This window comes from Ruminiclostridium herbifermentans, assembly GCF_005473905.2.
In the GTDB taxonomy this organism is placed as follows: domain Bacteria; phylum Bacillota; class Clostridia; order Acetivibrionales; family DSM-1351; genus Ruminiclostridium; species Ruminiclostridium herbifermentans.
This window is the reverse complement of record NZ_CP061336.1, coordinates 2,834,750-2,857,614: the sequence shown is the minus strand read 5'-3', so window position 1 is coordinate 2,857,614 and position 22,865 is coordinate 2,834,750. Positions and strand designations below refer to the sequence as shown.

At 34.2% G+C, this 22,865-nt stretch carries 13 protein-coding genes; 11 read left to right on the top strand and 2 right to left on the bottom strand.

The genetic code is table 11. From position 1 onward, the window contains the following. Nucleotides 1–344 precede the first annotated feature (344 nt). From dtd to EHE19_RS11600, 6 genes are all read left to right on the top strand, one after another. Nucleotides 345–794 (top strand): D-aminoacyl-tRNA deacylase, encoded by a 450-nt coding sequence (dtd, locus tag EHE19_RS11625; protein WP_137698693.1) that lies wholly within the window; start codon nt 345–347, stop codon nt 792–794. Nucleotides 795–978: 184 nt separating this feature from the next. Further along, nucleotides 979–1,605: an MBL fold metallo-hydrolase gene (locus tag EHE19_RS11620; RefSeq protein WP_137698694.1), complete on the top strand. Its 627-nt coding sequence runs from the start codon at nt 979–981 to the stop codon at nt 1,603–1,605. Nucleotides 1,606–2,455: 850 nt separating this feature from the next. Next, nucleotides 2,456–3,952: a coproporphyrinogen dehydrogenase HemZ gene (hemZ, locus tag EHE19_RS11615; protein WP_137698695.1), complete on the top strand. Its 1,497-nt coding sequence runs from the start codon at nt 2,456–2,458 to the stop codon at nt 3,950–3,952. Nucleotides 3,953–4,336: 384 nt separating this feature from the next. Continuing rightward, entirely contained in the window at nt 4,337–5,653 is a 1,317-nt protein-coding gene (hisS, locus tag EHE19_RS11610) for a histidine--tRNA ligase (protein WP_137698696.1), read from the top strand. Nucleotides 5,654–5,735: 82 nt separating this feature from the next. After that, on the top strand, nt 5,736–7,517 hold the full coding sequence (gene aspS / locus EHE19_RS11605; protein ID WP_137698697.1) for an aspartate--tRNA ligase: 1,782 nt from the start codon (nt 5,736–5,738) through the stop codon (nt 7,515–7,517). A gap of 239 nt (nt 7,518–7,756) precedes the next feature. After that, a complete protein-coding gene (locus EHE19_RS11600; RefSeq protein ID WP_137698698.1) occupies nt 7,757–12,043 on the top strand; it encodes a 2-hydroxyacyl-CoA dehydratase in 4,287 nt (1,428 codons plus the stop codon). Between the two features lie 154 nt (nt 12,044–12,197). Here the strand turns inward: EHE19_RS11600 and EHE19_RS11595 are convergent, their stop codons facing one another. Both EHE19_RS11595 and EHE19_RS11590 read right to left on the bottom strand, forming a co-directional pair. After that, nucleotides 12,198–14,537, bottom strand: coding sequence for a HAMP domain-containing sensor histidine kinase (locus EHE19_RS11595; protein ID WP_137698699.1), 2,340 nt, complete (start codon nt 14,535–14,537; stop codon nt 12,198–12,200). Continuing rightward, the gene (locus EHE19_RS11590) at nt 14,512–15,198 is read right to left on the bottom strand and encodes a response regulator transcription factor (RefSeq protein ID WP_137698700.1); all 687 of its coding nucleotides are present in this window, start codon (nt 15,196–15,198) and stop codon (nt 14,512–14,514) included. Before EHE19_RS11590 ends, EHE19_RS11595 begins: the two co-directional genes overlap by 26 nt. A gap of 923 nt (nt 15,199–16,121) precedes the next feature. Between EHE19_RS11590 and EHE19_RS19590 the strand changes: the two genes are divergently transcribed. From EHE19_RS19590 to lepA, 5 genes are all read left to right on the top strand, one after another. Beyond that, the gene (locus EHE19_RS19590) at nt 16,122–16,310 is read left to right on the top strand and encodes a hypothetical protein (protein ID WP_137698701.1); all 189 of its coding nucleotides are present in this window, start codon (nt 16,122–16,124) and stop codon (nt 16,308–16,310) included. Further along, entirely contained in the window at nt 16,303–17,439 is a 1,137-nt protein-coding gene (locus EHE19_RS11585) for a glycerate kinase family protein (RefSeq protein WP_137698702.1), read from the top strand. Before EHE19_RS19590 ends, EHE19_RS11585 begins: the two co-directional genes overlap by 8 nt. A gap of 1,259 nt (nt 17,440–18,698) precedes the next feature. Beyond that, complete coding sequence (gene spoIIP / locus EHE19_RS11580; protein WP_137698704.1) at nt 18,699–20,000, top strand: stage II sporulation protein P; 1,302 nt, start codon at nt 18,699–18,701, stop codon at nt 19,998–20,000. A gap of 111 nt (nt 20,001–20,111) precedes the next feature. After that, nucleotides 20,112–20,390, top strand: coding sequence for a hypothetical protein (locus EHE19_RS11575; RefSeq protein ID WP_137698705.1), 279 nt, complete (start codon nt 20,112–20,114; stop codon nt 20,388–20,390). 311 nt (nt 20,391–20,701) lie between these two features. Further along, the gene (gene lepA, locus EHE19_RS11570) at nt 20,702–22,510 is read left to right on the top strand and encodes a translation elongation factor 4 (RefSeq protein ID WP_137698706.1); all 1,809 of its coding nucleotides are present in this window, start codon (nt 20,702–20,704) and stop codon (nt 22,508–22,510) included. Nucleotides 22,511–22,865 lie beyond the last annotated feature (355 nt).

Below are 22,865 nucleotides of genomic sequence, written 5' to 3'. Positions count from 1 at the left end.
TACGAACGTGGTGTATTTTCGAGCTTCAAAAACCACAAGCGGTTTTTGAAGGTTTGGGAAGTAAGTTTGAAAATTATAATTAATGCAAACATGATGCATTTTCGAGCAATCAAGCTATGACCATACATTCATATTTACCATTGGTGTCGCCGACGTTACTGGTAAATAGAAGGTTAGCAGCTTGAATTATTTTTGTTCAAGCATCAAATAATTTTGAACTACTAAAAATGTTTGATTTTTGAATGTATAGTTGTGGAATAAGCTCAAAACATAGTTTGTGTGAACATGATGCGTTTTCGAGCAACAAAAACCGCAAGCGGTTTTTGTTGGTATGGGAGGTAAGAATGAGGGCCATTGTGCAAAGGGTAATAAATTCAAAGGTTACAGTGGAGGATAATGTTGTAGGCCAAATACAGAAGGGACTTATGGTGCTGTTAGGGGTTGGTCTTGAAGACTCTTTTTCCGATGCTGACTACCTAGCAGATAAAATTCTTAATTTGCGTATTTTTGAAGACAATGATGGAAAAATGAATAGATCCTTGTTGGACATTGGTGGAGAAATATTAGTTGTTTCTCAGTTTACACTATATGGAGATTGCAGAAAAGGTAAAAGACCTAGTTTTGATAAGGCTGCAAGACCTGAAAAAGCAAATGAACTTTATGAGTATTTTTTAGATAAATGCAATCAATATGGTATAATAGTTCAAAAGGGAGTATTTCAAGCACATATGCTTGTAGATATAAGCAATGATGGACCAGTTACACTTATGCTAGATAGTAAAAAGGAATTTTAATTCAAATTTACTCACAAAAAAGTCTATTGTTGAATATCAATGGTTTATTATACTCACAAATTGTATATATAAATTATGTAATGAATACAATGTTATAATGATTGAGGCGTATGACTGCGAAGCAGAGGCTCGTCGCTTATAGCTTTAATAATGTTCATGCTCCAATGGGGCGTAGGAGGTTAATATGATTGTAAAACCAATTTATGGCGGAATGTATGATTCAATTTCCTATTTAGTTGGAGATAATAAAAAGGCTGTTTTAATTGACGCCGGTGTTAAATGCGAAAAGGTTCTAGCAGCTGCAAAGGAATTAGATTTAACAATTGAAAAAGTTATACTTACTCATGGACATGTAGACCATATTGTAGAAATAAATGAAATAGTAAAAAGTACAAATGCAACAGTATATATTCATGTTGATGATATAATTGCTTTGACAGATGCTAGACATAATTTATCTGCATTTACAGGAATGGCTACATCATATGATGGAAGCTATGAAGTGCTTAGAGATGGCAGCATAATTCAATTAGAGAGCTTGGAATTAAAAGTTATCCATACACCGGGGCATACGCTAGGCTCTATTTGTGTTGAAGTTAATAATACTCTGTTTTCGGGAGATACGCTATTTAAGCAAGGATATGGAAGAGTGGATTTTCCAAATGGCAGCTTTGAGGAGATATATAATTCAATTGTTAATAAGCTGTTTGTACTACCAGATGATATGGTTGTATATCCAGGGCATGGGAATAGTACAACAATTGAGATGGAGAAAAGAGCCAATCCTATAAGGAGTTCTGGTCAGTGGTAACAACCTGAAATTTAAATTTGTGCAAACATGGTGCTTTTCAGGTTAAGAAAAGCCACAAGTGTCTTTTCATATATAAAAGATTATGTAAGACGGGTGTGTACAACCTGAAAGCCCAATTGGTGCAAACATGGTGCTTTTTAGGTTAAGAAAAGCCACAAGTGTCTTTTCATAATAAAAGATTATGTAAGACGGGTGTGTACAACCTGAAAGCCCAATTAGTGCAAACATGGTGCTTTTCAGGTTAAGAAAAGCCACAAGTGTCTTTTCATAATAAAAGATTATGTAAGACGGGTGTGTACAACCTGAAAGCCCAATTGGTGCAAACATGGTACCTTTCAGGTCAAGAAAAGCCACAAGTGTCTTTTCATATATAAAAGATTATGTAAGACGGGTGTGTACAACCTGAAAGCCCAATTGGTGCAAACATGGTACCTTTCAGGTCAAGAAAAGCCACAAGTGTCTTTTCATATATAAAAGATTATGTAAGACGGGTGTGTACAACCTGAAAGCCCAATTGGTGCAAACATGGTGCTTTTCAGGTCAAGAAAAGCCACAAGTGTCTTTTCATATATAAAAGATTATGTAAGACGGGTGTGTACAACCTGAAAGCCCAATTGGTGCAAACATGGTGCTTTTCAGGTCAAGAAAAGCCACAAGTGTCTTTTCATATATAAAAGATTATGTAAGACGGGTGTGTACAACCTGAAAGCCCAATTGGTGCAAACATGGTGCTTTTCAGGTTAAGAAAAGCCACAAGTGTCTTTTCACAAAAAAGGAGTATGTACACCAATAAACAAAGTTAATTTTATAAGGCTGAATTTTACAAATTCTAAATTAGAAGAGGAATAAAATGTTATTTTATAGAAATGAATGCAGCAGTGTTAACTATGAATTTGAAGATATTATAAAATTGTTTTTTTTACCTGATGAAATCAAGCTTTTAGATGAGCCTAGGGAGAAATGTTCCGGGGCATTTATTTTATGCAGCAAAATAGAATCAGATGGCATTGAATGTATTAAGCTTAGATTAAAAGACGGAGAATTTGACGAAGTTATCAGTCTGCCATGCAATAATGTATTTGAATCTGAGGATAGGCAACAGCTTAAGAGTTTTAAACGTATATTCAAAAGAAAATTGTTCTCACTATTGACCCTATATACAGGCAAAACTATTCCTTGGGGAGTATTAACAGGAATCAGACCAACTAAATTGGTAAATGAGTTCATTGACAATGGTATGGGCAAAGATGATATTATCTCTACTTTGAAAAATGACTATTTTGTTACTGATAATAAAGCAAAGCTTCTATATGAGGTGGCAGAAAATCAACGAGATTTATTTTTAAATTCCAAGGAGAACAGCATCTCATTATATATAGGAATTCCTTTTTGTCCAACAAGATGCCTTTATTGCTCTTTTAGTTCTAGCACAATCGGACAATATAAAAAAACAGTAGATTTATATGTGGAAACCTTGCTTAAAGAAATTAAGCATACAGGAGAACTAATTAAAGATTGTAATTATTATATTGAAAATATCTACATAGGCGGAGGCACGCCAACATCATTACAAGCTTATCAATTGTCAAGGCTTTTAGAAGGTATTGAGGAATACTTAGATTTGGCAGATTTGAAAGAATATACTGTTGAAGCAGGACGGCCTGATACAATTGATGCAGATAAATTAAAGGTTATTAAAGAAAGTTTGGCTTCTAGAATAAGCATAAATCCTCAGACTATGAATTCAGTAACCTTAGAAAAGATAGGGAGGAAGCATTCTCCCGAAGATATCGAAAAGGCATTTTATATGGCTCGTGATCTAGGCTTTGATAATATAAACATGGACATAATTTGCGGCCTTCCAGGAGAGGATGTGGCTATGTTTCGAGAAACACTAGAGAAAATAAAGCCTATGAAACCGGATAGTTTAACAGTTCATACAATGTCCATAAAAAGAGCGTCCCGCCTAACAGAAGAAAGGGAGAAATATAATTTAGAAGCCCAATATAGACAAGTATCCGAAATGGTAGATATTTCAGAAGAATATGCAAAAGAAATGGGGCTTAGTCCCTACTATCTCTACAGACAAAAAAATATTTTGGGTAATTTAGAGAATGTGGGCTACAGCAGAAAAAATAAAGAATGTTTATATAACATACAGATAATGGAGGAGAGACAGTCTATTTTTGCATGCGGGGCAGGAGCAGCTTCTAAATTTGTTTTTCCACAAAATAGAATAGAGAGGGCTTATAATGTCAAGACTGTTGAAGAGTATATTGGCAGAGTTGATGAGATGATTGAAAGAAAAGCTAAACTGTGTAATCAATTAAAAAATAATAAATATTGACAATAGTTAAAGCTAATTTTAAAATATATTATATGTTAAATACTGCAAAAGACCTTAAAAGGAAGAGTATTCAGTAATTGCTATTTCAGGGAAGGCTGCCTTAGACTGTGAGCAGCTTATAGCTAAGCTGAGGAAAGACACCCTCTAGGAGATATTTCTCCGTGGTTGATGAGCAAAAACTCATCCGTTTTCTGCGTTAAAGATTTTAAGAAGGTTCTATATTTAGTAGAGTAATTAGGGTGGCACCGCGGGAAGTTTCCTCTCGTCCCTTGCTGGGATTAGGGGAATTTTTTAACGTATGGGAATTTATTTTTTATGTTGATGTATCTTAACATTGTTCCTTTGAAATTATTAAAATTTTATATATGATAGGAGTTGTATTAAATGACAAAGCAGATAGTTACGCCTTCAATACTACCGGGCTTTATGGAACTTTTACCTGCAGACCAGATTGTATTTAATAATATGCTTGATACAATCAAGAAGAACTATGAAAAATACGGGTTTATCCCTGTTGATACGCCTATGATTGAAAAATCAGAAGTACTGTTAGCAAAGGGAGGCGGAGAGACTGAGAAGCAAATTTATAGGTTTAATAAAGGTGATAATGATTTATCCTTAAGATTCGATTTAACTGTGCCTTTGGCAAGATTTGTTGCACAGCATTTCGGCGAATTGACCTTTCCTTTTAAAAGATATCATATAGGCAAAGTATTTAGAGGTGAAAAGCCGCAAAAAGGCAGATTTAGAGAATTTTATCAATGTGATATAGACATAATAGGAAATGAAAGCTTAAGTGTTATAAATGATGCAGAGATATTAAGTGTTATTTATTCTACCTTTAAAGCACTTGGTTTTGACGATTTTACTATAAGAATTAATAATAGAAAGATTTTAAATGGCTTTTTTGAGAGTATAAAAGTTTCTGATAAAACAGAGGTATTAAGGACAATTGATAAGCTAGAGAAGATAGGAAATGAAGCGGTAGCGGCAGAACTTAAAACAATTGGTCTTTCAGATAAAGATGCCAATAGTGTCTTAAGATTTGTTGGTATTAAAGGCAGTTGCAATGAGATTTTAAAAAGCTTAAAAGAATTAGGAATAGAAAATGATACCTTTGCTGAAGGTGTGAAAGAACTTGAAGAAGTGCTTAACTATATTGCAGCTTTCAAAGTGCCAGTAGCTAATTATACTGTGGACTTGACTATAGCAAGAGGATTGGATTACTATACTGGTACAATTTATGAAACGATATTAAACCAATATCCTTCAATTGGAAGTGTTTGTTCAGGTGGAAGATATGATAATTTGGCGCAGAATTATACAAACAAAAAGTTGCCAGGCGTTGGTATATCTATCGGACTTACAAGGCTGTTCTATCAGTTAAGGGCTGCTGGTGTGGTAGGTGGAACAAAAAAAGCAACAACCTCAAAGATTCTTGTAATTCCAATGCAGGAAACCATGGCTCAATCATTGGAACTTTCAACAAAACTTAGAGAAGCTGATATTCCTACAGAGATATACTTTAATGAAGGAAAAATGGGAAAGAAATTCTCTTATGCAGACAAGCTGGGTATTCCTTACGTAATAGTTGTTGGTGAGGATGAAGTGAAGGCAGGCAAGTTTAAACTAAAGAATATGGAAACAGGAGAACAAATTGAACTTGAATTAGAACAGATTATTGAAAAGCTGAAAAGCTGATAAAAATATAATTACAAAATTAATTAGCATATGTTGAGTATATTAAATAAACCGCAAAATTGCGGATATGGAGGTAATGAAAATGGGTGAATCAATTTATGGACTCAAAAGAAGTCACAAATGTACTGAACTTGGTGTAGAAAATATCGGTGAAACAGTAACAGTAATGGGATGGGTTCAAAAACAAAGAGATTTAGGAAGTCTTGTATTTGTGGATTTGAGAGATATATCTGGTATATTGCAGATTGTATTTACAGATAAAGATGGGGAAATGTTTGAAAGAGCAAAAACTATTAGAAGTGAATTTGTTCTTGCCGTTGTAGGTACAGTTTCTGCAAGAGCACCTGAAGCTGTTAATAAAAAAATGGCAACTGGTGCTATAGAAATTACTGCAAAGGAACTAAGAATACTTAGTACTGCTGAAACTCCTCCAATTTATATTGAGGAGAACTTAGATGCTAATGAAATGACAAGATTGAAGTACAGATATCTGGATTTAAGAAGACCTGATATGCAGAGGAATTTCATATTAAGACACAGAGTTGCAAAGGTTGCACGTGACTATTATGATGAAAATGGTTTCTTAGAGGTAGAGACACCTATTCTAATTAAGAGTACCCCTGAAGGAGCAAGAGATTATCTTGTTCCAAGCAGAGTTCACCAAGGAAAGTTCTTCGCGCTGCCACAGTCACCACAGCTTTATAAACAGCTTCTTATGGTTTCTGGCTTTGACAGGTACTTCCAAATAGCTAAATGCTTTAGAGATGAAGACCTTAGAGCAGACAGGCAGCCTGAATTTACACAAATAGATATCGAAATGTCCTTTGTAAATGTTGATGATGTCATTACTTGTAATGAGGGCTTTATAAAAAGAGCATTTAAGGAAGCCTTAGGAGTTGAACTTGAAACGCCATTTATAAGGATGCCATATGCAGAAGCTATGGAGAGATTTGGATCGGATAAGCCAGACATTCGTTTTGGAATGGAACTTGTAAACATGTCTGATTTAGTTGCAAACTGTGGATTTAAAGTGTTTACCGATGCGATTGCTTCAGGTGGAAGTGTAAGAGCTATTAATGCAAAAGGTTGTTCAAAATTCAGCAGAAAAGAAATTGATGCATTAGTAGAGGTTGTTAAAACATATAAGGCAAAAGGAATGGCTTGGGTTTCAATAAGTGCTGATAATGAGATTAAGTCCTCCTTTGCAAAGTTTATGACTGAAGAAGAGATGAAAGCATTGCTTGAAAGAGCTGATGCACAGCCAGGAGACTTAATTTGCTTTGTTGCCGATAAAAATGATATTGTTTTTGATGCTTTGGGACAGTTGAGGCTTGAAGTGGCAAGAAGACTCAATATATTGAATCCAGATGAATTTAAATTCTTGTGGGTAACTGAATTCCCTCTCTTTGAATATGATGAAGAGGAAAAGCGTTATGTAGCTAAGCATCATCCTTTTACTTGCCCAATGGATGAAGATTTGGAATTACTTGATACAGATCCTGGTAAAGTACGTGCAAAGGCTTATGATATAGTATTAAATGGTGTCGAGTTGGGCGGAGGAAGTATTAGAATTCATATACAGGATTTGCAGGCTAAAATGCTGGAAATGCTTGGATTTACTGAGGAAGATGCTAATAGAAAGTTCGGATTCCTTCTCAATGCCTTTAAATATGGAACTCCTCCACATGGCGGAATGGCCTTTGGTTTGGATAGAATGATTATGCTAATGGCAAAGACTGATAGTATCAGAGATGTAATAGCATTTCCTAAAGTACAAAATTCATCATCACCTATGGATAATGCGCCTGATATTGTTGATGAAGGCCAGTTGGAAGAACTTCACATAAGAATTACAAAAGATTAAATGTTATAATGTTAATGAATACAAAATATAAATATAGTTATGTTTGGTAAACGCAGTATGCTTTATTCATGTCACTAATGCTGACCTCCCGCTTGAGTAAGTGGAGTTTAGACAGATATTGACTTTGGATAACCATTCTTCAGATGGAGTAATAATTCATCTTAAGTTAAGCGTTTAAGTAATATAATAGTAAACAATATAATGCAATCACAAAATATAGTTTGGGGTTAGGTAAGAAAATGAAAAAGTTCTATCATGTTGGGTTAGATGTAGGTTCGACTACTGTAAAAATAGTGGTTATTGACAATAATAAAAATATCCTTTATTCAAAATATCAAAGGCATTATTCTGATATAAGGAAAACCATATTTGAAGTGATGAATGAAACTTGTGAACAGTTTATTGAAGACGAATGTACTGTCATGATAACAGGTTCGGGAGGATTACTTGTCTCTCAGTGGCTTGACCTAGATTTTATTCAAGAGGTTATTGCTGGAGCTGAAGCTGTTCAAAAGCTTATTCCAAAGACTGATGTTGCTATAGAGTTAGGTGGAGAAGACGCTAAGATAACCTATTTTAAAGGAGGTCTTGAGCAGAGAATGAATGGTACCTGTGCAGGAGGTACTGGTTCATTTATTGATCAGATGGCGTCTCTTTTGCAGACTGATGCAATGGGACTTAATGAACTTGCAAAAGGCAGCAGAGTCATATATCCAATTGCGGCAAGATGTGGCGTATTTGCAAAAACAGATATTCAACCATTATTAAATGAAGGAGCAGCAAAAGAGGACATTGCCGCTTCGGTCTTTCAGTCTGTTGTTAATCAAACTATCAGCGGTCTGGCATGTGGTAAGCCAATAAAGGGCAACATTGCGTTTCTGGGAGGACCACTTTATTTTCTATCTGAACTCAGAAAAAGATTTGAGATTACACTAAATCTAAAACCGGAGGAAGTAATTTTTCCAACCAATTCTCAAATTTTTGTTGCTATTGGTGCTGCTCTTTCCTCCAAAGAGTGTAAACCAATTTCATTTAAGAAATTAAAGGAAAGATTACCTAGAATAAATACAATTTCAGTTCATGAAGTTGAAAGGCTTAGTCCTCTGTTTAATAATCAGAAGGAACTTGATGAATTTAGAGAAAGACATAGTAAGGCTTCAATTAATACAAAGCCTCTTGCAGACTACAAAGGAGACTGCTTTTTTGGAATTGACGCAGGTTCAACTACTACTAAAGCAGTTTTGATTAATACAGAAGGAGAATTGCTATATTCATATTATGGAAGTAATCAAGGCAGCCCATTAAATTCAGCAATTAAAATACTCAAGGATATTTATTCAAAATTACCTTCAGAAGCTAGAATTGTTAACTCAACTGTTACAGGCTATGGTGAGGGCTTAATTAAAGCTGCACTTGGCGTTGATATAGGGGAAATAGAAACAATTGCACACTACAAAGCAGCTGACTTCTTCCTGCCTGGAGTAGATTTTATCCTTGATATTGGCGGGCAGGATATGAAATGCCTAAAAATTAAGGATGGTATTATTGACAGCATAATGCTTAATGAGGCTTGCTCATCAGGCTGTGGTTCATTTATAGAGACCTTTGCAAACTCTTTGAATTCAACTGTTGAAGAATTTGCTTCTCAGGCATTATTGGCTGAAAAACCTGTTGACTTGGGTTCACGTTGTACTGTTTTTATGAATTCAAGAGTAAAGCAAGCGCAAAAAGAAGGTGCGCAGGTAGGTGACATTTCCGCTGGATTATCTTATTCGGTAGTAAAGAATGCTCTGCTTAAGGTTATTAAAATTCGTGACCCAAAGGATATGGGCGAAAAGATTATTGTTCAGGGTGGAACATTCTTAAATGATGCAGTTTTAAGAAGTTTTGAATTGATTTCAGGAAGAGAAGCAATTAGGCCAAATATAGCAGGACTTATGGGTGCTTTTGGTGCCGCTCTTATTGCAAAGGAGCGTTATACTGGAGCAAAGTCAACTTTATTAACTAGGGAAAACATTGGTGATTTTGAATATACCACTGAGCTTCAAAGATGTAAATTCTGTAATAATAGCTGTCTGCTCACAATAAACCAGTTTAACGATGGAAGTAGGTTTGTTTCTGGTAATAGATGCGAAAGAGGCGCAGGAATAGAAATTAATGATGAGGATGTTCCTGATTTATATGAATACAAATATAAGAGAATTTTCGGATATAAGCAAAAAAATGATATTGAATATACAAGAGGAACAGTAGGATTACCACGTGTTCTAAACATGTATGAAAATTATCCATTTTGGTTTACATTTTTTAATGAACTAAAATTTAGAGTTGAACTTTCACCTAGATCCTCAAAGAAAATTTATGAGTTGGGTATTGAAACCATGCCATCTGAATCGGTTTGCTATCCTGCAAAGCTTGTTCATGGTCATATAATGAGTCTTATAAACAAGAAGGTAAACTTTATTTTTTATCCTTGTATACCATATGAAATGATTGAGGATGAAGGCGCAGACAATCATTACAATTGTCCAATAGTAACTTCATATCCTGAAGTTATTAAGAATAACATGGATGTATTAAAGAAAAATAATATAAAGTTCTTTAAACCATTCTTGCCTTATGACAACAAGCCTAAGCTGAAAACCAGACTATATCAAGTTTTGGGCAAAGAATTCAATATATCTAAGTCCGAAATAGATGCTGCAGTTGATAAGGCATGGGCTGAAGACGAAAATGTTAAAAGAGATATAAGGAAAAAGGGAGAGGAAACCCTAAAGTTTATCAGAGAAAATGGCAGAAAGGGTATTGTACTATCTGGAAGACCTTACCACATAGACCCTGAGATTAATCATGGAATTCCTCAGATAATAAAATCTCATGGATTTGCAGTGCTTACTGAGGATTCAATAGCCCATTTAGGAAATACTGAAAGACCTCTTAGAGTTGTTGATCAGTGGAAATATCATTCGAGACTGTATGCTGCTGCAAATGTGGTTAACGATTATCCTGAACTTGAGATGATTCAGTTAAATTCATTTGGATGCGGTTTAGATGCTGTAACAACTGATCAGGTGCAAGAAATATTAAAAGCAAATGATAATATATATACTGTTTTAAAGATAGATGAAGGAAATAATCTAGGAGCTGCTAGAATCAGAATCAGATCTTTGGTTGCTGCAATTGAGGAAAGAGATAGGAAAGAGGTAAAGCATCAAAGGAAACGCAGCAGCTTTGAAAAGATTACATTTACAAAAGAAATGAAGGAAAGGCATACTATACTTGCGCCGCAGATGTCACCAATACATTTTCAATTCCTTGAACCTGCCTTCAGAACTGCAGGTTATAATGTTGAGGTGCTTCCGGAGGTTACTACTGCTGCAATTGAGGATGGACTCAAGTATGTTAATAACGATGCCTGCTATCCTTCTATAATTGTAGTTGGTCAGATAATAAATGCACTAAAATCCGGAAAGTATGATTTGAACAATACTACTGTATTAATTACGCAGACTGGCGGTGGCTGTCGTGCAACAAATTATATAGGATTTTTGAGAAAAGCATTGGTAGAAGCCGGTATGCATCAAGTACCTGTTTTATCTCTAAATGCGTCGGGCTTGGAAAGTCAACCCGGATTTAAGATATCACTAAAGCTTATTGATTTGTCTCTAAAGGCTCTTGTATATGGTGATCTTCTTATGAGAGTTCTGTATAGAGTACGCCCATATGAAAAGATTCCAGGTTCTGCTAATGAACTTTATCAAAAGTGGGTTAAGATATGTATAGATTCTATTTGTGAGAACAAAAGAGGCAGCTTTAAAAAGAACATTAAGGCCATCATAAAGGAATTTGATGAATTAGAACTTAACGACATTGTTAAGCCTAGAGTTGGGCTTGTTGGTGAGATTTTGGTAAAATTCCATCCTGATGCAAATAACAATGTAGTTGATATTATTGAGGCAGAAGGAGCAGAGGCTGTAATGCCTGATTTGATTGACTTCTTCCTATATTGTGCATATGACGCCAATTTTAAGTATAGAAATTTATCTGGTACAATTAAAAGCTTGATAATTAATAACTCTGTTATTGCTGCTATTGAATGGTATAGGAGATATTTAAAAAAATATCTGCGTAAAAGTAAAAGATTTGAGGCTCCAAGCTCAATTTATCATTTAGCTGATTGTGCTTCTGAAATACTTTCCCTTGGAAACCAAACGGGAGAGGGCTGGTTCTTGACAGCTGAAATGATTGAACTCATAAAAAGTGGTGCGGGAAATATAGTTTGTATGCAGCCTTTTGCTTGTCTGCCAAACCATGTTACCGGTAAGGGTATGATAAAAGAGCTTCGCAGAAGATATCCCCAGTCTAATATAGTTGCTGTAGACTACGACCCAGGTGCGAGTGAAGTAAATCAGTTAAACAGAATTAAGCTGATGCTGTCTGTAGCCTTTAAGAATATTAGGGGCGAAAAGGATGAGCAAAAGGTTGAAAATGTTGAGGCTCAAGTAGAGAATAAGCAGGCAGAATAGAGAAAGGAGCTTTGCAACAACTTCTTCAATAAAAGATATTTAAAAACCCGCTTTGGTAAAATACTTACTAAAGCGGGTTTTAATGATTTTATATCAATTGTTAGGGTGGAACGGTAATCTGAAATTTAATATGCTTCAGTCATATAGGGTTTTGTTAGTAGCCCACAGGCAGCTCAATTATTGCTTTAAACAAGTCTCCGTCAATTTCGATATGGAAGTTTCCTCCTTGAAGTTCTGTTAAGCTTTTGGCAATTGAAAGTCCTAAACCAGAGCCTTCGCTATGGCGAGAGGCATCTCCTCTTTTGAAACGTTCCATTAGTTCTTCTTCATCAATATTTAGTTCATAAGCAGAAATGTTCTTTATAACGATTTTAACATTATTAGCGGTGGAAAATGTATCAATATATACTCTTGAGTTGGGCAGGGCATACTTGAAAACATTTGACAGCAAGTTCTCTATGACCCTCCACAGCAGCTTTCCATCAGCATAAACAAATAACTTGGAGGAAGGCATATTAATTTTGAAGTTTAAGCCCGACGCTTCTATTTTATCCGATAACTCTCCAAGACCTTGAGATATTAATGATACAACATCTAGTTTTTCTAGGTTTACAGCTATACTGCCGCTGCTTGCTTTTGCTGCCTCAAATAAGTCTTCAGTTAAGGCTTTGAGGCGCTGGGCTTTATTGTCTATTATACCTAAATATTTTTCTGCATTTTCAGAATTAAGTCCCTCGCTTTTCAGTAAATCTATATAGGTTATTATTGATGTCAATGGAGTTTTCAAATCATGGGATACATTTGTAATTAACTCTGTCTTCATACGCTCTGACTTAACTTGACTACTAACAGCAGTTTTGAGTCCATCGGCAATTCCGTTAATAGTAGCTGATAACTGCTTAAATTCAGGAATTCCTTCTTGGGGTATGTTATATGACAGCTCACCTGCACGAATTTTTTCTGCACCCTCGTTAATAGTTTTTAGAATTTTATAGTATTTAAGGATATAGTAAAATGATACTACATTAATGCTTATGATACAAAAAAAGCCTAAAAAGATACCTATAGAACCTGCAAGAAATAGAAGTAAACATACAATAGTCAAAAATGCATATGAGCCGAAAATAAATACTAATCGTATTGTTATAGGACTTGTATCATAAACAGAGCCCATTTTAGAGATTAATTTCTTGGATTTTACAATACTCCATTTGCAAACTTTATATAAAATAGTATGACTGATTACTTCATGTCGTTTAACCCTTTTTGATAAGATTGTTATAAATAATATCCCTATAAGAGTACCTAATGCGACTATCAGAGCAAAACCTGCAAAAAGAAGACTACTATTGATTTGCGTCATTTCCATAATAAAATAACTATAAAAATGGTATGCCTGAATAGTACATAGTATTATGGCTGCTGATGAAAGGACAAAAGCAGCATCTAAATGAATATAGTCTGCAAATATTAAATGAATTCCATCTTTACCAACACGTCGTCCTGAAGCATATACAATATAAAGCAAGCCAATCAGGAAGGCAGCAAGTCCAATTATAAGCAAGGTTAAACCTAAACGGCCGTCACTATAATTTTGGTTGTATGCAGCTAGTTCACTTCTATATTTTGCTGGAGTAAGTCCAAGATAAATTACAGAAGTTTTAGGAAAATTTGAAGTGTCATAATAGTAGTTTATTGGATATGTAGAATTAATGTTTTCATAAGTAAGTACAAGGCATTTTTCATGCCTTAAATAAAAAGAATCAATAGAGTTTGAACTAGAGTCGGACATATTAGTAAAAGTTACTTTGTTATTGTCAACAACTGCGTAGTGTATTCCTTCTAGCTTTTTGAGATATTCTAATTCTTTATAATAATCCTTTACCCGTTCATCAATATAGTCTGATTTTATATTATTTATAGAGGCATCATATTTTTCTATAACAGCTTGTATTTCTTGGTCTCTTTCTTGAACGAGAACTTCGAGCCAGTTTTTGTATTCACTTGATTGTGAATTTGATGGAGCTGTATCAGTTTTAGTGACATCATATCCATTATTTTCTATATTGCTATTTTCTTCAGAAACATATGGGTCTTCAATTACATTAGAATATATGTTGTTTATGTTCCAATTATCAGAACGTTGCTGTATCAAGCTGGCATATCTATCTGTAATTTCTTGAATTGCAATTTCTCTTTCATAAAGTAGTTGATTCTTTTTATCACTAATATAGCTTTCATCTACTTTAGAGGTTGTCCTAATATTTTCTTCACTTTTATAATTGAAGGCAACGTTTGACACATGCTGGTAAATATTACTGAATATGTTTTTCAGTTCAATGCTATCTTCAAAATCGGTGCTTTGAAATACAAATTCAAAATAAGGTGCTTTTGTTACACCATAGGCTATGCTTATCATTCCAGCTGTACAAAGCACTATTGCAAGTAATTTAAACCATACAGAAAATTTATATTTTTTCAATTTTATATCCAATACCCCACACCACCTTTAAATATTTTGGTTCCTTCGGATTGATTTCGATTTTTTCTCTAATTCTTCTAATATGTACTGCCACTGTATTTTCAGCAGAGAAACTTGGTTCATTCCAAACCTGCTCATAAATTTGGTCAATAGAAAAGACCTTTCCTGCGTTTTCGCACAAGAGTTTTAATATTTTGTATTCTACAGGTGTTAGCTTTACCAGTTCATCATCTACTTTAACCTCTTTAGCATTATCGTCAATAATGAGCTGACCTGTTTTAAATACTCCAGTTCGCTGGACAAAGCTGCCTAAGGTAACATATCTTCTCAGTAGTGATTTTACACGAGCAATCAATTCTAATGGATTAAAGGGCTTAGTTACATAGTCATCTGCTCCTAAATTCAGACCAATGATTTTATCTGTGTCTTCAGACTTTGCACTGAGCATCAGAATTGGGATGTTGTACTTTTCTCTTATCTTTGTTGTAGCCCTTATTCCATCCATTACTGGCATCATTATATCAATAATAAGCAATTGAATATCATTTTCTTCAAACACTGATAAAGCTTCAGCTCCATTGTATGCTTTATATACTATATATCCTTCATTTTTAAGATATATTTCAATAGCAGCTACAATATCTTTTTCATCATCACAAACAAGAATATTCACTAGAAAACCTCCAAGTTCCTTTGGCACTAAAGTAACAGTGTTGACCTTCTGCTTTGCAGAGGTACATTTCGCGCTTGTTAAGCTAAGTGTCACTGCTCATATAGCACACCGTTTCAGCGGTAATTAAAATAGTTCCATTATTTTAATATGGAATAGTATTAGATACATTTAATATACATTCAATATTATATCACACCCCATCTATCTGATTTTAAATACTGAAAATTAAGTAATTCAACTTTCACTGCTAATTGCATGGTTAATAATATCAAGTGAATATTACAAAATATCCAATATAATTCTTAAGATTTTCTTAATTTTAATGGTTGTTATATCAATTTTCCGTGGAAAGGTAGTGCAGGGTATGATAATCTAATATTAACTGCGTATATTACTAATTGAAGTGCCATAAGTATTGGCGAGATGGAGGTAAGCTTGCAAAATGCGAAGTTCACATTTGGTGTATTCATCATTCTCTTCGCATATCAAAAAGCTGCTCACAGCTTTTTGCGGATTTGAGCAATCAAGCAATGAACATACACTTTCTTGATTACTATATTACTATTGTATCGTCAACGGTATTGGCGAGATGGAGGTTAAGCTTGCAAAATGCGAAGTTCACATTTGGTGTATTCATTGTTCTCTTCGCATATCAAAAAGCTGCAAGCAGCTTTTTGTGAATTTGAGCAATCAAGCAATGACCATATACTTTCTTGATTACTATATTACTATTAGAATAGCCAGAGATACTGGTGAGATGGAGGTAAGCTTGAAAAATGCGAAGTTCATATTTAGTGTATTCATCATTCTCTTCGCATATCAAAAAGCTGCTCACAGCTTTTTGCGGATTTGAGCAATCAAGCAATGAACATACACTTTCTTGATTACTATATTACTATTGTATCGTCAACGGTATTGGCGAGATGGAGGTTAAGCTTGAAAAATGCGAAGTTCACATTTGGTGTATTCATTGTTCTCTTCGCATATCAAAAAGCTGCAAGCAGCTTTTTGTGAATTTGAGCAATCAAGCAATGACCATATACTTTCTTGATTACTATATTACTATTAGAATAGCCAGAGATACTGGTGAGATGGAGGTTAAGCTTGAATAAAGTAGTACTCATTCCCGATTCTTTTAAGGGAACTATGTCTTCAACTAAAATTTGTGAAATTATGAGTAAAGTGATTGTTAGATATTTCCCAAGTGCTGAGATAATAAGTGTTCCGGTGGCTGATGGAGGAGAGGGCAGCGTGGATGCCTTTATAACTGCTGTTGGTGGTAAAAAGGTGACACTTAGTGTGAAGGGACCTTATTTTGAAGAAATTCAAAGTTTTTATGGTATTTTGCCTGATAATACAGCAGTTATTGAAATGGCAGCAGCAGCGGGGTTTCCACTGGTTGGTAATAATAAGCATCCTGAAAAAACTACTACATATGGAGTTGGACAACTTATAAAGCATGCTGCAAAGGCAGGCTGCAAACGGATAATAGTGGGACTTGGAGGAAGCTGCACTAATGACGGTGGAGCAGGTGCAGCGGCGGCATTTGGTGTAAGCTTTAAAGATGAGAATGGAAACAATTTTGTACCGGTTGGTGAGACTCTTGATAAAATTACTTCAATAGATGTTAGGGGCATTAATCCTGCATTAAAAGGAATAGAAATTATAACAATGTGTGATATAGATAATCCTCTTTGCGGTTCACAAGGTGCTGCAGTTGTTTTTGCTCCGCAAAAGGGGGCTAATGAAACTATAGTAAAAATGCTTGATAGAAATCTCGCTCATTTTGCTGAGATAATTAAAAGAGATTTGGGACAAGATATTATGAATATGGCTGGAGCAGGTGCAGCAGGCGGTATGGGTGGCGGCATGTCAGCATTTCTAGACAGCAGGTTGCAGATGGGAATTGAAACTGTTCTCGATACTGTTGGATTTGATTCTATGCTTGAAGACGCAGATTTGGTAATTACAGGCGAAGGGAAAATTGATTCGCAGTCACTAAGAGGAAAAGTTGTAATAGGCGTAGCTCGCAGAACTAAGAAAGCAGGTGTCGCCCTCATTGCAATAGTTGGTGATATTGGTGATGATATAGAGAAAGTATATGAAGAGGGTGTAAGTGCTATATTTAGCATTAATCGAGTGGCATTGCCATTTGACAAAGCAAGGGAACGCTGTAAAAATGATTTGATGCTTACTGTAGACAATTTGATGAGATTTATTTCACATAGAAAATTTATATAGATTGTATAATACTATTTGGGATGTAAACTTCTTAGTGCAATTACTTGTACGGAAGTCCAGTAAGCCAGAATTTAAATGTTACTATATAAGGTTTATACAAAATTAGCACAATGAGTTGATTTATATCACTGCAAAGCTCGGTTAGAAATTGATGCTAGAAATAGTAGGTGAAGAACAAGTATTGTAGCCGACACTGCGGAAGTAAAGTAGCAGTGAGTATTAACCCTAGACAAGGAGGCCTTGGTAATACGGTCGGAGGAAGTACTTGTTCTTCACATAAGTTATTTCAGCATCAAATTCGTGAGCAAGCAATAGATATATATTGCACGGGAGTACTATTAAAGATATTTTTTCAACATCCCCGCGAAGTAATGAAATATAAATGCTGAATATATTTTGCGGTATAATTAACTATTATGAACCAATACAAATTCAACAAATATCTTGGAAGTAGTACATTTAAATAAGTTTGTACAGGAGTTAACTAGTACTTTTAACCCTTAGTTTATGCTTTTACTGGAGTACAAGTAAACCAATGTTGTAATGTTGCTATTGGCATTTATTTGTACGGGAGTACCAGTAAGCAAGTATTTAATTTTACTATGTAAGATTATGTAAGTTTTAAATAAACAATATGTTAAATTAGATATTATTCAAGTTTAAAGATACTCATAACTTAAATAATTAAAAATGGAATCGTTACTTTTAACTTGGATAACTGAAGTCCCTTTTAAAACAAGTTGATGTCCGCAGCATTCACATCTGAAAGTAAGATTGTTTAATTTTTCCACTTCTTCTTTGGGTAAGTTTAATAGTACGCTATTACACATGCAGCACTTAATGGTATTAAATTTCAATTTTTCTTGTCCTCCGTTTCTAAAATAAGAATATTCTTTAGTATAATTGTGTGTTTTGATTAAAAGGAAGTTTTAAAACAGTCACTAAACAATTTTACAACATTTCCCGTAAAATGGTATTTATTTTCCAAAAGATGTACAAGCTAGGTATATTTTTATTAATGTTTGAATATATTTGTTTAGAAGATTTGTTAAATGGCAATGGAAGAGAAATAAAGACAAGTCTATCTATAAAAAATATCAGCCCTAATACAAAAATCTTTTTGATATTTATATATTGTAGATATTGTTAGAAGAATAACTAATGTTCATTACAAATCAAGTCTTTGCCCGATAAGATATAGGCTTTTGGGAGATGTAAATATTATTTATTTTGCAGGAAGCATCTGTGGGAGGTAAAAAATGAGGGATATTGTAAGAGTTCAAAATGGCACTTCTATATACAATAGTTCAAATTTGGGGGGCATGAAAAAAAGTACAAACAAACTGCCTATAATTATATGTGCAACTGCTGGAATTTTATTGGGAAGCTTTGCCTTTAAAGTTTCTATAGCGGGAATAAATAAAACTGATACCAATGATAGTTCTAAGTCAGGATTATCAGATGCACTTAATAATAAATCAACAAATTACGAGGCTATTGACAAATTCAACGATATTTTGTTTAACTCATTTGGAATTGACAGGTATAATCCAATTACAATCTTAACAGCGAATTATCCTTATTTTAAAATGTATTATAATAACGAATATCAAGACTATCTTGTCCAAACGCAAATTGAATTAGAAAAAAAGGCATTAGAAGAGAAAAAAATTCAGGAGGCTAAAGAAAAAGCTCTAGAGGCAAATGCTCAAATTAAAGAAAATACTGAAACTGCTGAAAATACTAGTTCAGAATCTAGTGCTAATACATTTCAAGAGGTATCAAGCAGTATAACTTATGAGGGTGATGAGGAAGATGAAGAAAAAGTTACCGATTCTGTTGTAACTAGCGGTAAAGTTAATATAATAAATCAAACAAATTATAAAATAGATGTTAATAAGCTTTTAGCTGAACCCCTAAATCTTCCAAATAAAAAAGGCCCTCAGATATTGATTTATCATACCCATACAACCGAAAGCTATTTAAAAAATCTAGAACAATTGACAATGAAGAATGTTGAATCAAGAACAACAGACTCGAAATATAATGTAACTAGAGTAGGTGAAGCACTTATTAATAACTTAAAAAAATATGATATTAATGTATTGCATGATACTACTATTCACGATAAAGATTATAACAGTTCCTATGGAAATTCTCTTAAGACTCTTACAAAATATGTGGATAAATATTCTTCGTTAAAGATGACCATAGACTTGCACAGAGATGCTATAAGCGGGCAAAAGCTTAGAGTTGTTAAAACCATTAATGGGAAAAATGCAGCCCAAATAATGTTTGTTATTGGTACAGACTCAAAACTTCCTAACTCCAAATGGAAAGAAAACCTAAAGCTTGCATTAAAAATTCAGGCTAGGCTAAATGAATTATATCCTGGATTAGTAAAGCCCGTATACATAAGCAAAAACAGATACAATCAGCATTTAACTAATGGCTCAGTTATAATTGAAATAGGAGGAGATGGAAATACAATAGATGAATGTGTCAGAAGTACTGAATATTTAGCTAGGGCAATAAATGATGTTCTATATAAAAGTAAATAATTAATAGTTTTATACTGACTAAAAATTCTCTGCTTTGTCAAATATATAATTAAATCTATTTTGATGTGGTTTTTATTTACAGTTTCACTGTTGCGGCTATTGGAGGTTAATTTGGCTAGAAAAATCAGATTTAGACAGCAGAGAATTTATAAATTGAAGATAATGTTTGTATTTGTTTTGTTTTTTAGCATCCTTTTTATAGGCTTGCTGGTGGTAGATTTAAATAAGAGCTATGTTATGTATGGGACTCCTCGTATTGAAATATTACAAATAGAAATGCTTGAAAATGATATTTGTCAAATAAATGTGCTGAATAGCAAAATCAATTTAAATTTAAAATATATAAAAAGGGATATAAATAACGTAAAGTCTTATTTTAATATCAATTAATGCGTAGCGTTTCCCTATCTAAGTTGTACTCGTGTATAAGTAGTAAGCAAGTAAGCTAGTAAATAAGTAAGTTACCTGTGAATTTAGTTCAAAATAAATTAGCACATTTGCAGGATAAAATTATGAAACTAGCTTACTTATACTCCCGTACAAACTTATTTAAATGGATTACTAACAAGATATTTCTTGTTTTAACAGCTCCCGGCATATTTCTTGGAATATCTATATTGCACCTATGCAATGGTATGGTATAATTAATTGCGCAGTAAAAGATATTTTAAGATTTTAATTGAGCGTGTGGAGGTTAACGGATGCCAAGTGAAAGACAAAAATATATAAGAAATTTTTGCATAGTTGCTCATATTGACCATGGAAAATCTACTCTTGCTGATAGACTTATTGAAAAAACAGGTGTTCTTACTTCAAGAGAAATGCAAGAACAGGTTTTGGACAATATGGATCTTGAGAGAGAAAGAGGAATAACCATAAAAGCGCAAGCTGTCAGGATGGTATACAAAGCTTCTGATGGGCATGAATATATATATAACTTAATTGATACACCAGGTCATGTGGACTTCAATTATGAGGTGTCCAGAAGCTTGGCTGCCTGTGAAGGAGCAATTCTTGTTGTAGATGCTGCTCAAGGTATTGAAGCTCAGACTTTAGCAAATGTTTATTTAGCTATTGATCACAACCTTGAGGTAATGCCAGTTATTAACAAGATTGACTTGCCAAGCGCACAGCCTGAAGAAGTGAAAAGAGAGATTGAGGATGTTATAGGTATAGATGCATCTGAAGCTCCGCTTATTTCAGCTAAGAATGGAATAAATATAGATGAAGTTCTAGAAAAAATAGTGACTATGATTCCTTGTCCCGATGGAGACGAGGACGCTCCATTACGGGCACTTATTTTTGATTCCTTCTATGATAGCTATAAGGGTGTTATTGTATATATGCGAGTTAAGGAGGGTACTGTAAAAACTGGAGATACCATCCGAATGATGAACACAAAGAAGGAATTTGTTATAACAGAGTTGGGATATATGAAGCCGAGAGGATTGACGCCTGCTAATGAACTTAAGGCTGGTGATGTAGGTTATTTAGCAGCTAGTATTAAAAATGTTAGAGATACTCAGGTTGGAGATACTATTACTTTGGTAAGCAATCCTGCAAAGGAACCCCTTGAAGGATATAAAAAGGTTAATTCAATGGTTTTCTGTGGAATCTATCCTGCAGATGGCTCAAAGTATGGAGATTTAAGAGATGCTCTTGAAAAGCTTCAACTAAATGATGCTGCATTGACTTTTGAACCTGAAACCTCAGTTGCATTAGGCTTTGGCTTCAGATGCGGATTCTTGGGACTTTTGCATATGGAAATTATACAGGAGAGGCTTGAGAGAGAGTTCAACTTTGATTTGGTAACTACTGCACCAAGTGTTATATATAGGGTCACTACCAAAAAAGGTGAAGTGATTATGATAGACAATCCAACCAATCTTCCGCAAGTAACAGAAATAGAAATGATGGAGGAGCCAATTGTAAAAGCAACTATTATGGTTCCAACTGAATTCATAGGCAATATAATGGAACTATGTCAAGACAGAAGAGGTATATATAAGGATATGTCATATCTCGATGAAACAAGAACGGTATTGACATATGATATGCCTTTGAATGAGATTATATTTGATTTCTTCGATGCTCTTAAGTCTAGAACAAGGGGTTATGCTTCTTTTGATTATGAACTTTTAGGCTACAGAGAATCTGACTTGGTAAAGCTTGATATAATGCTTAATGGAGAAATCGTAGATGCATTGTCCTTTATTGTTCATAGAGAAAAGTCTGCCTCTCGTGGAAGAAGAATGGCGGAAAAGCTTAAAGAATCAATTCCTAGACAGATGTTTGAAATACCAATTCAAGCATGTATAGGTGGAAAAATTATTGCTCGTGAAACAGTAAAGGCATTTAGAAAAGACGTTCTTGCAAAATGCTATGGTGGAGATATTACCAGAAAGAGAAAGCTGCTTGAAAAGCAGAAGGAAGGTAAGAAACGTATGCGTCAGGTTGGTTCCGTAGAGGTTCCGCAAGAGGCATTTATGAGTGTGTTGAAGTTGGATTAATTAAATTATTTAATAAATGTGGAATTATTCTATAATCGATAATTTTTTTAAAAGTTTAAGTAAATTATATAAATAGGGCTGTTGCATAATTAACTCAACCACAGTATATTGTTAAATATAGTTATTTATTAATTGTGGTTAAGGAAAGTTATACATCGGCCTTTTTATTATATTAAAACAATAAATGTTTTCTCACTTCCTATGAGTGGTGGTATAGTTTTTGTGAGGTTAGAATGTTGCTAGGTGAAATACCGCTAAATGAAATAACTGGAAATAAAGTAAATACGAACAAGGTGAATTTTCGAGCCAAAAAAACATAGATGTTTTTTGAAAGTTTTGTATCGAAAAATTCATC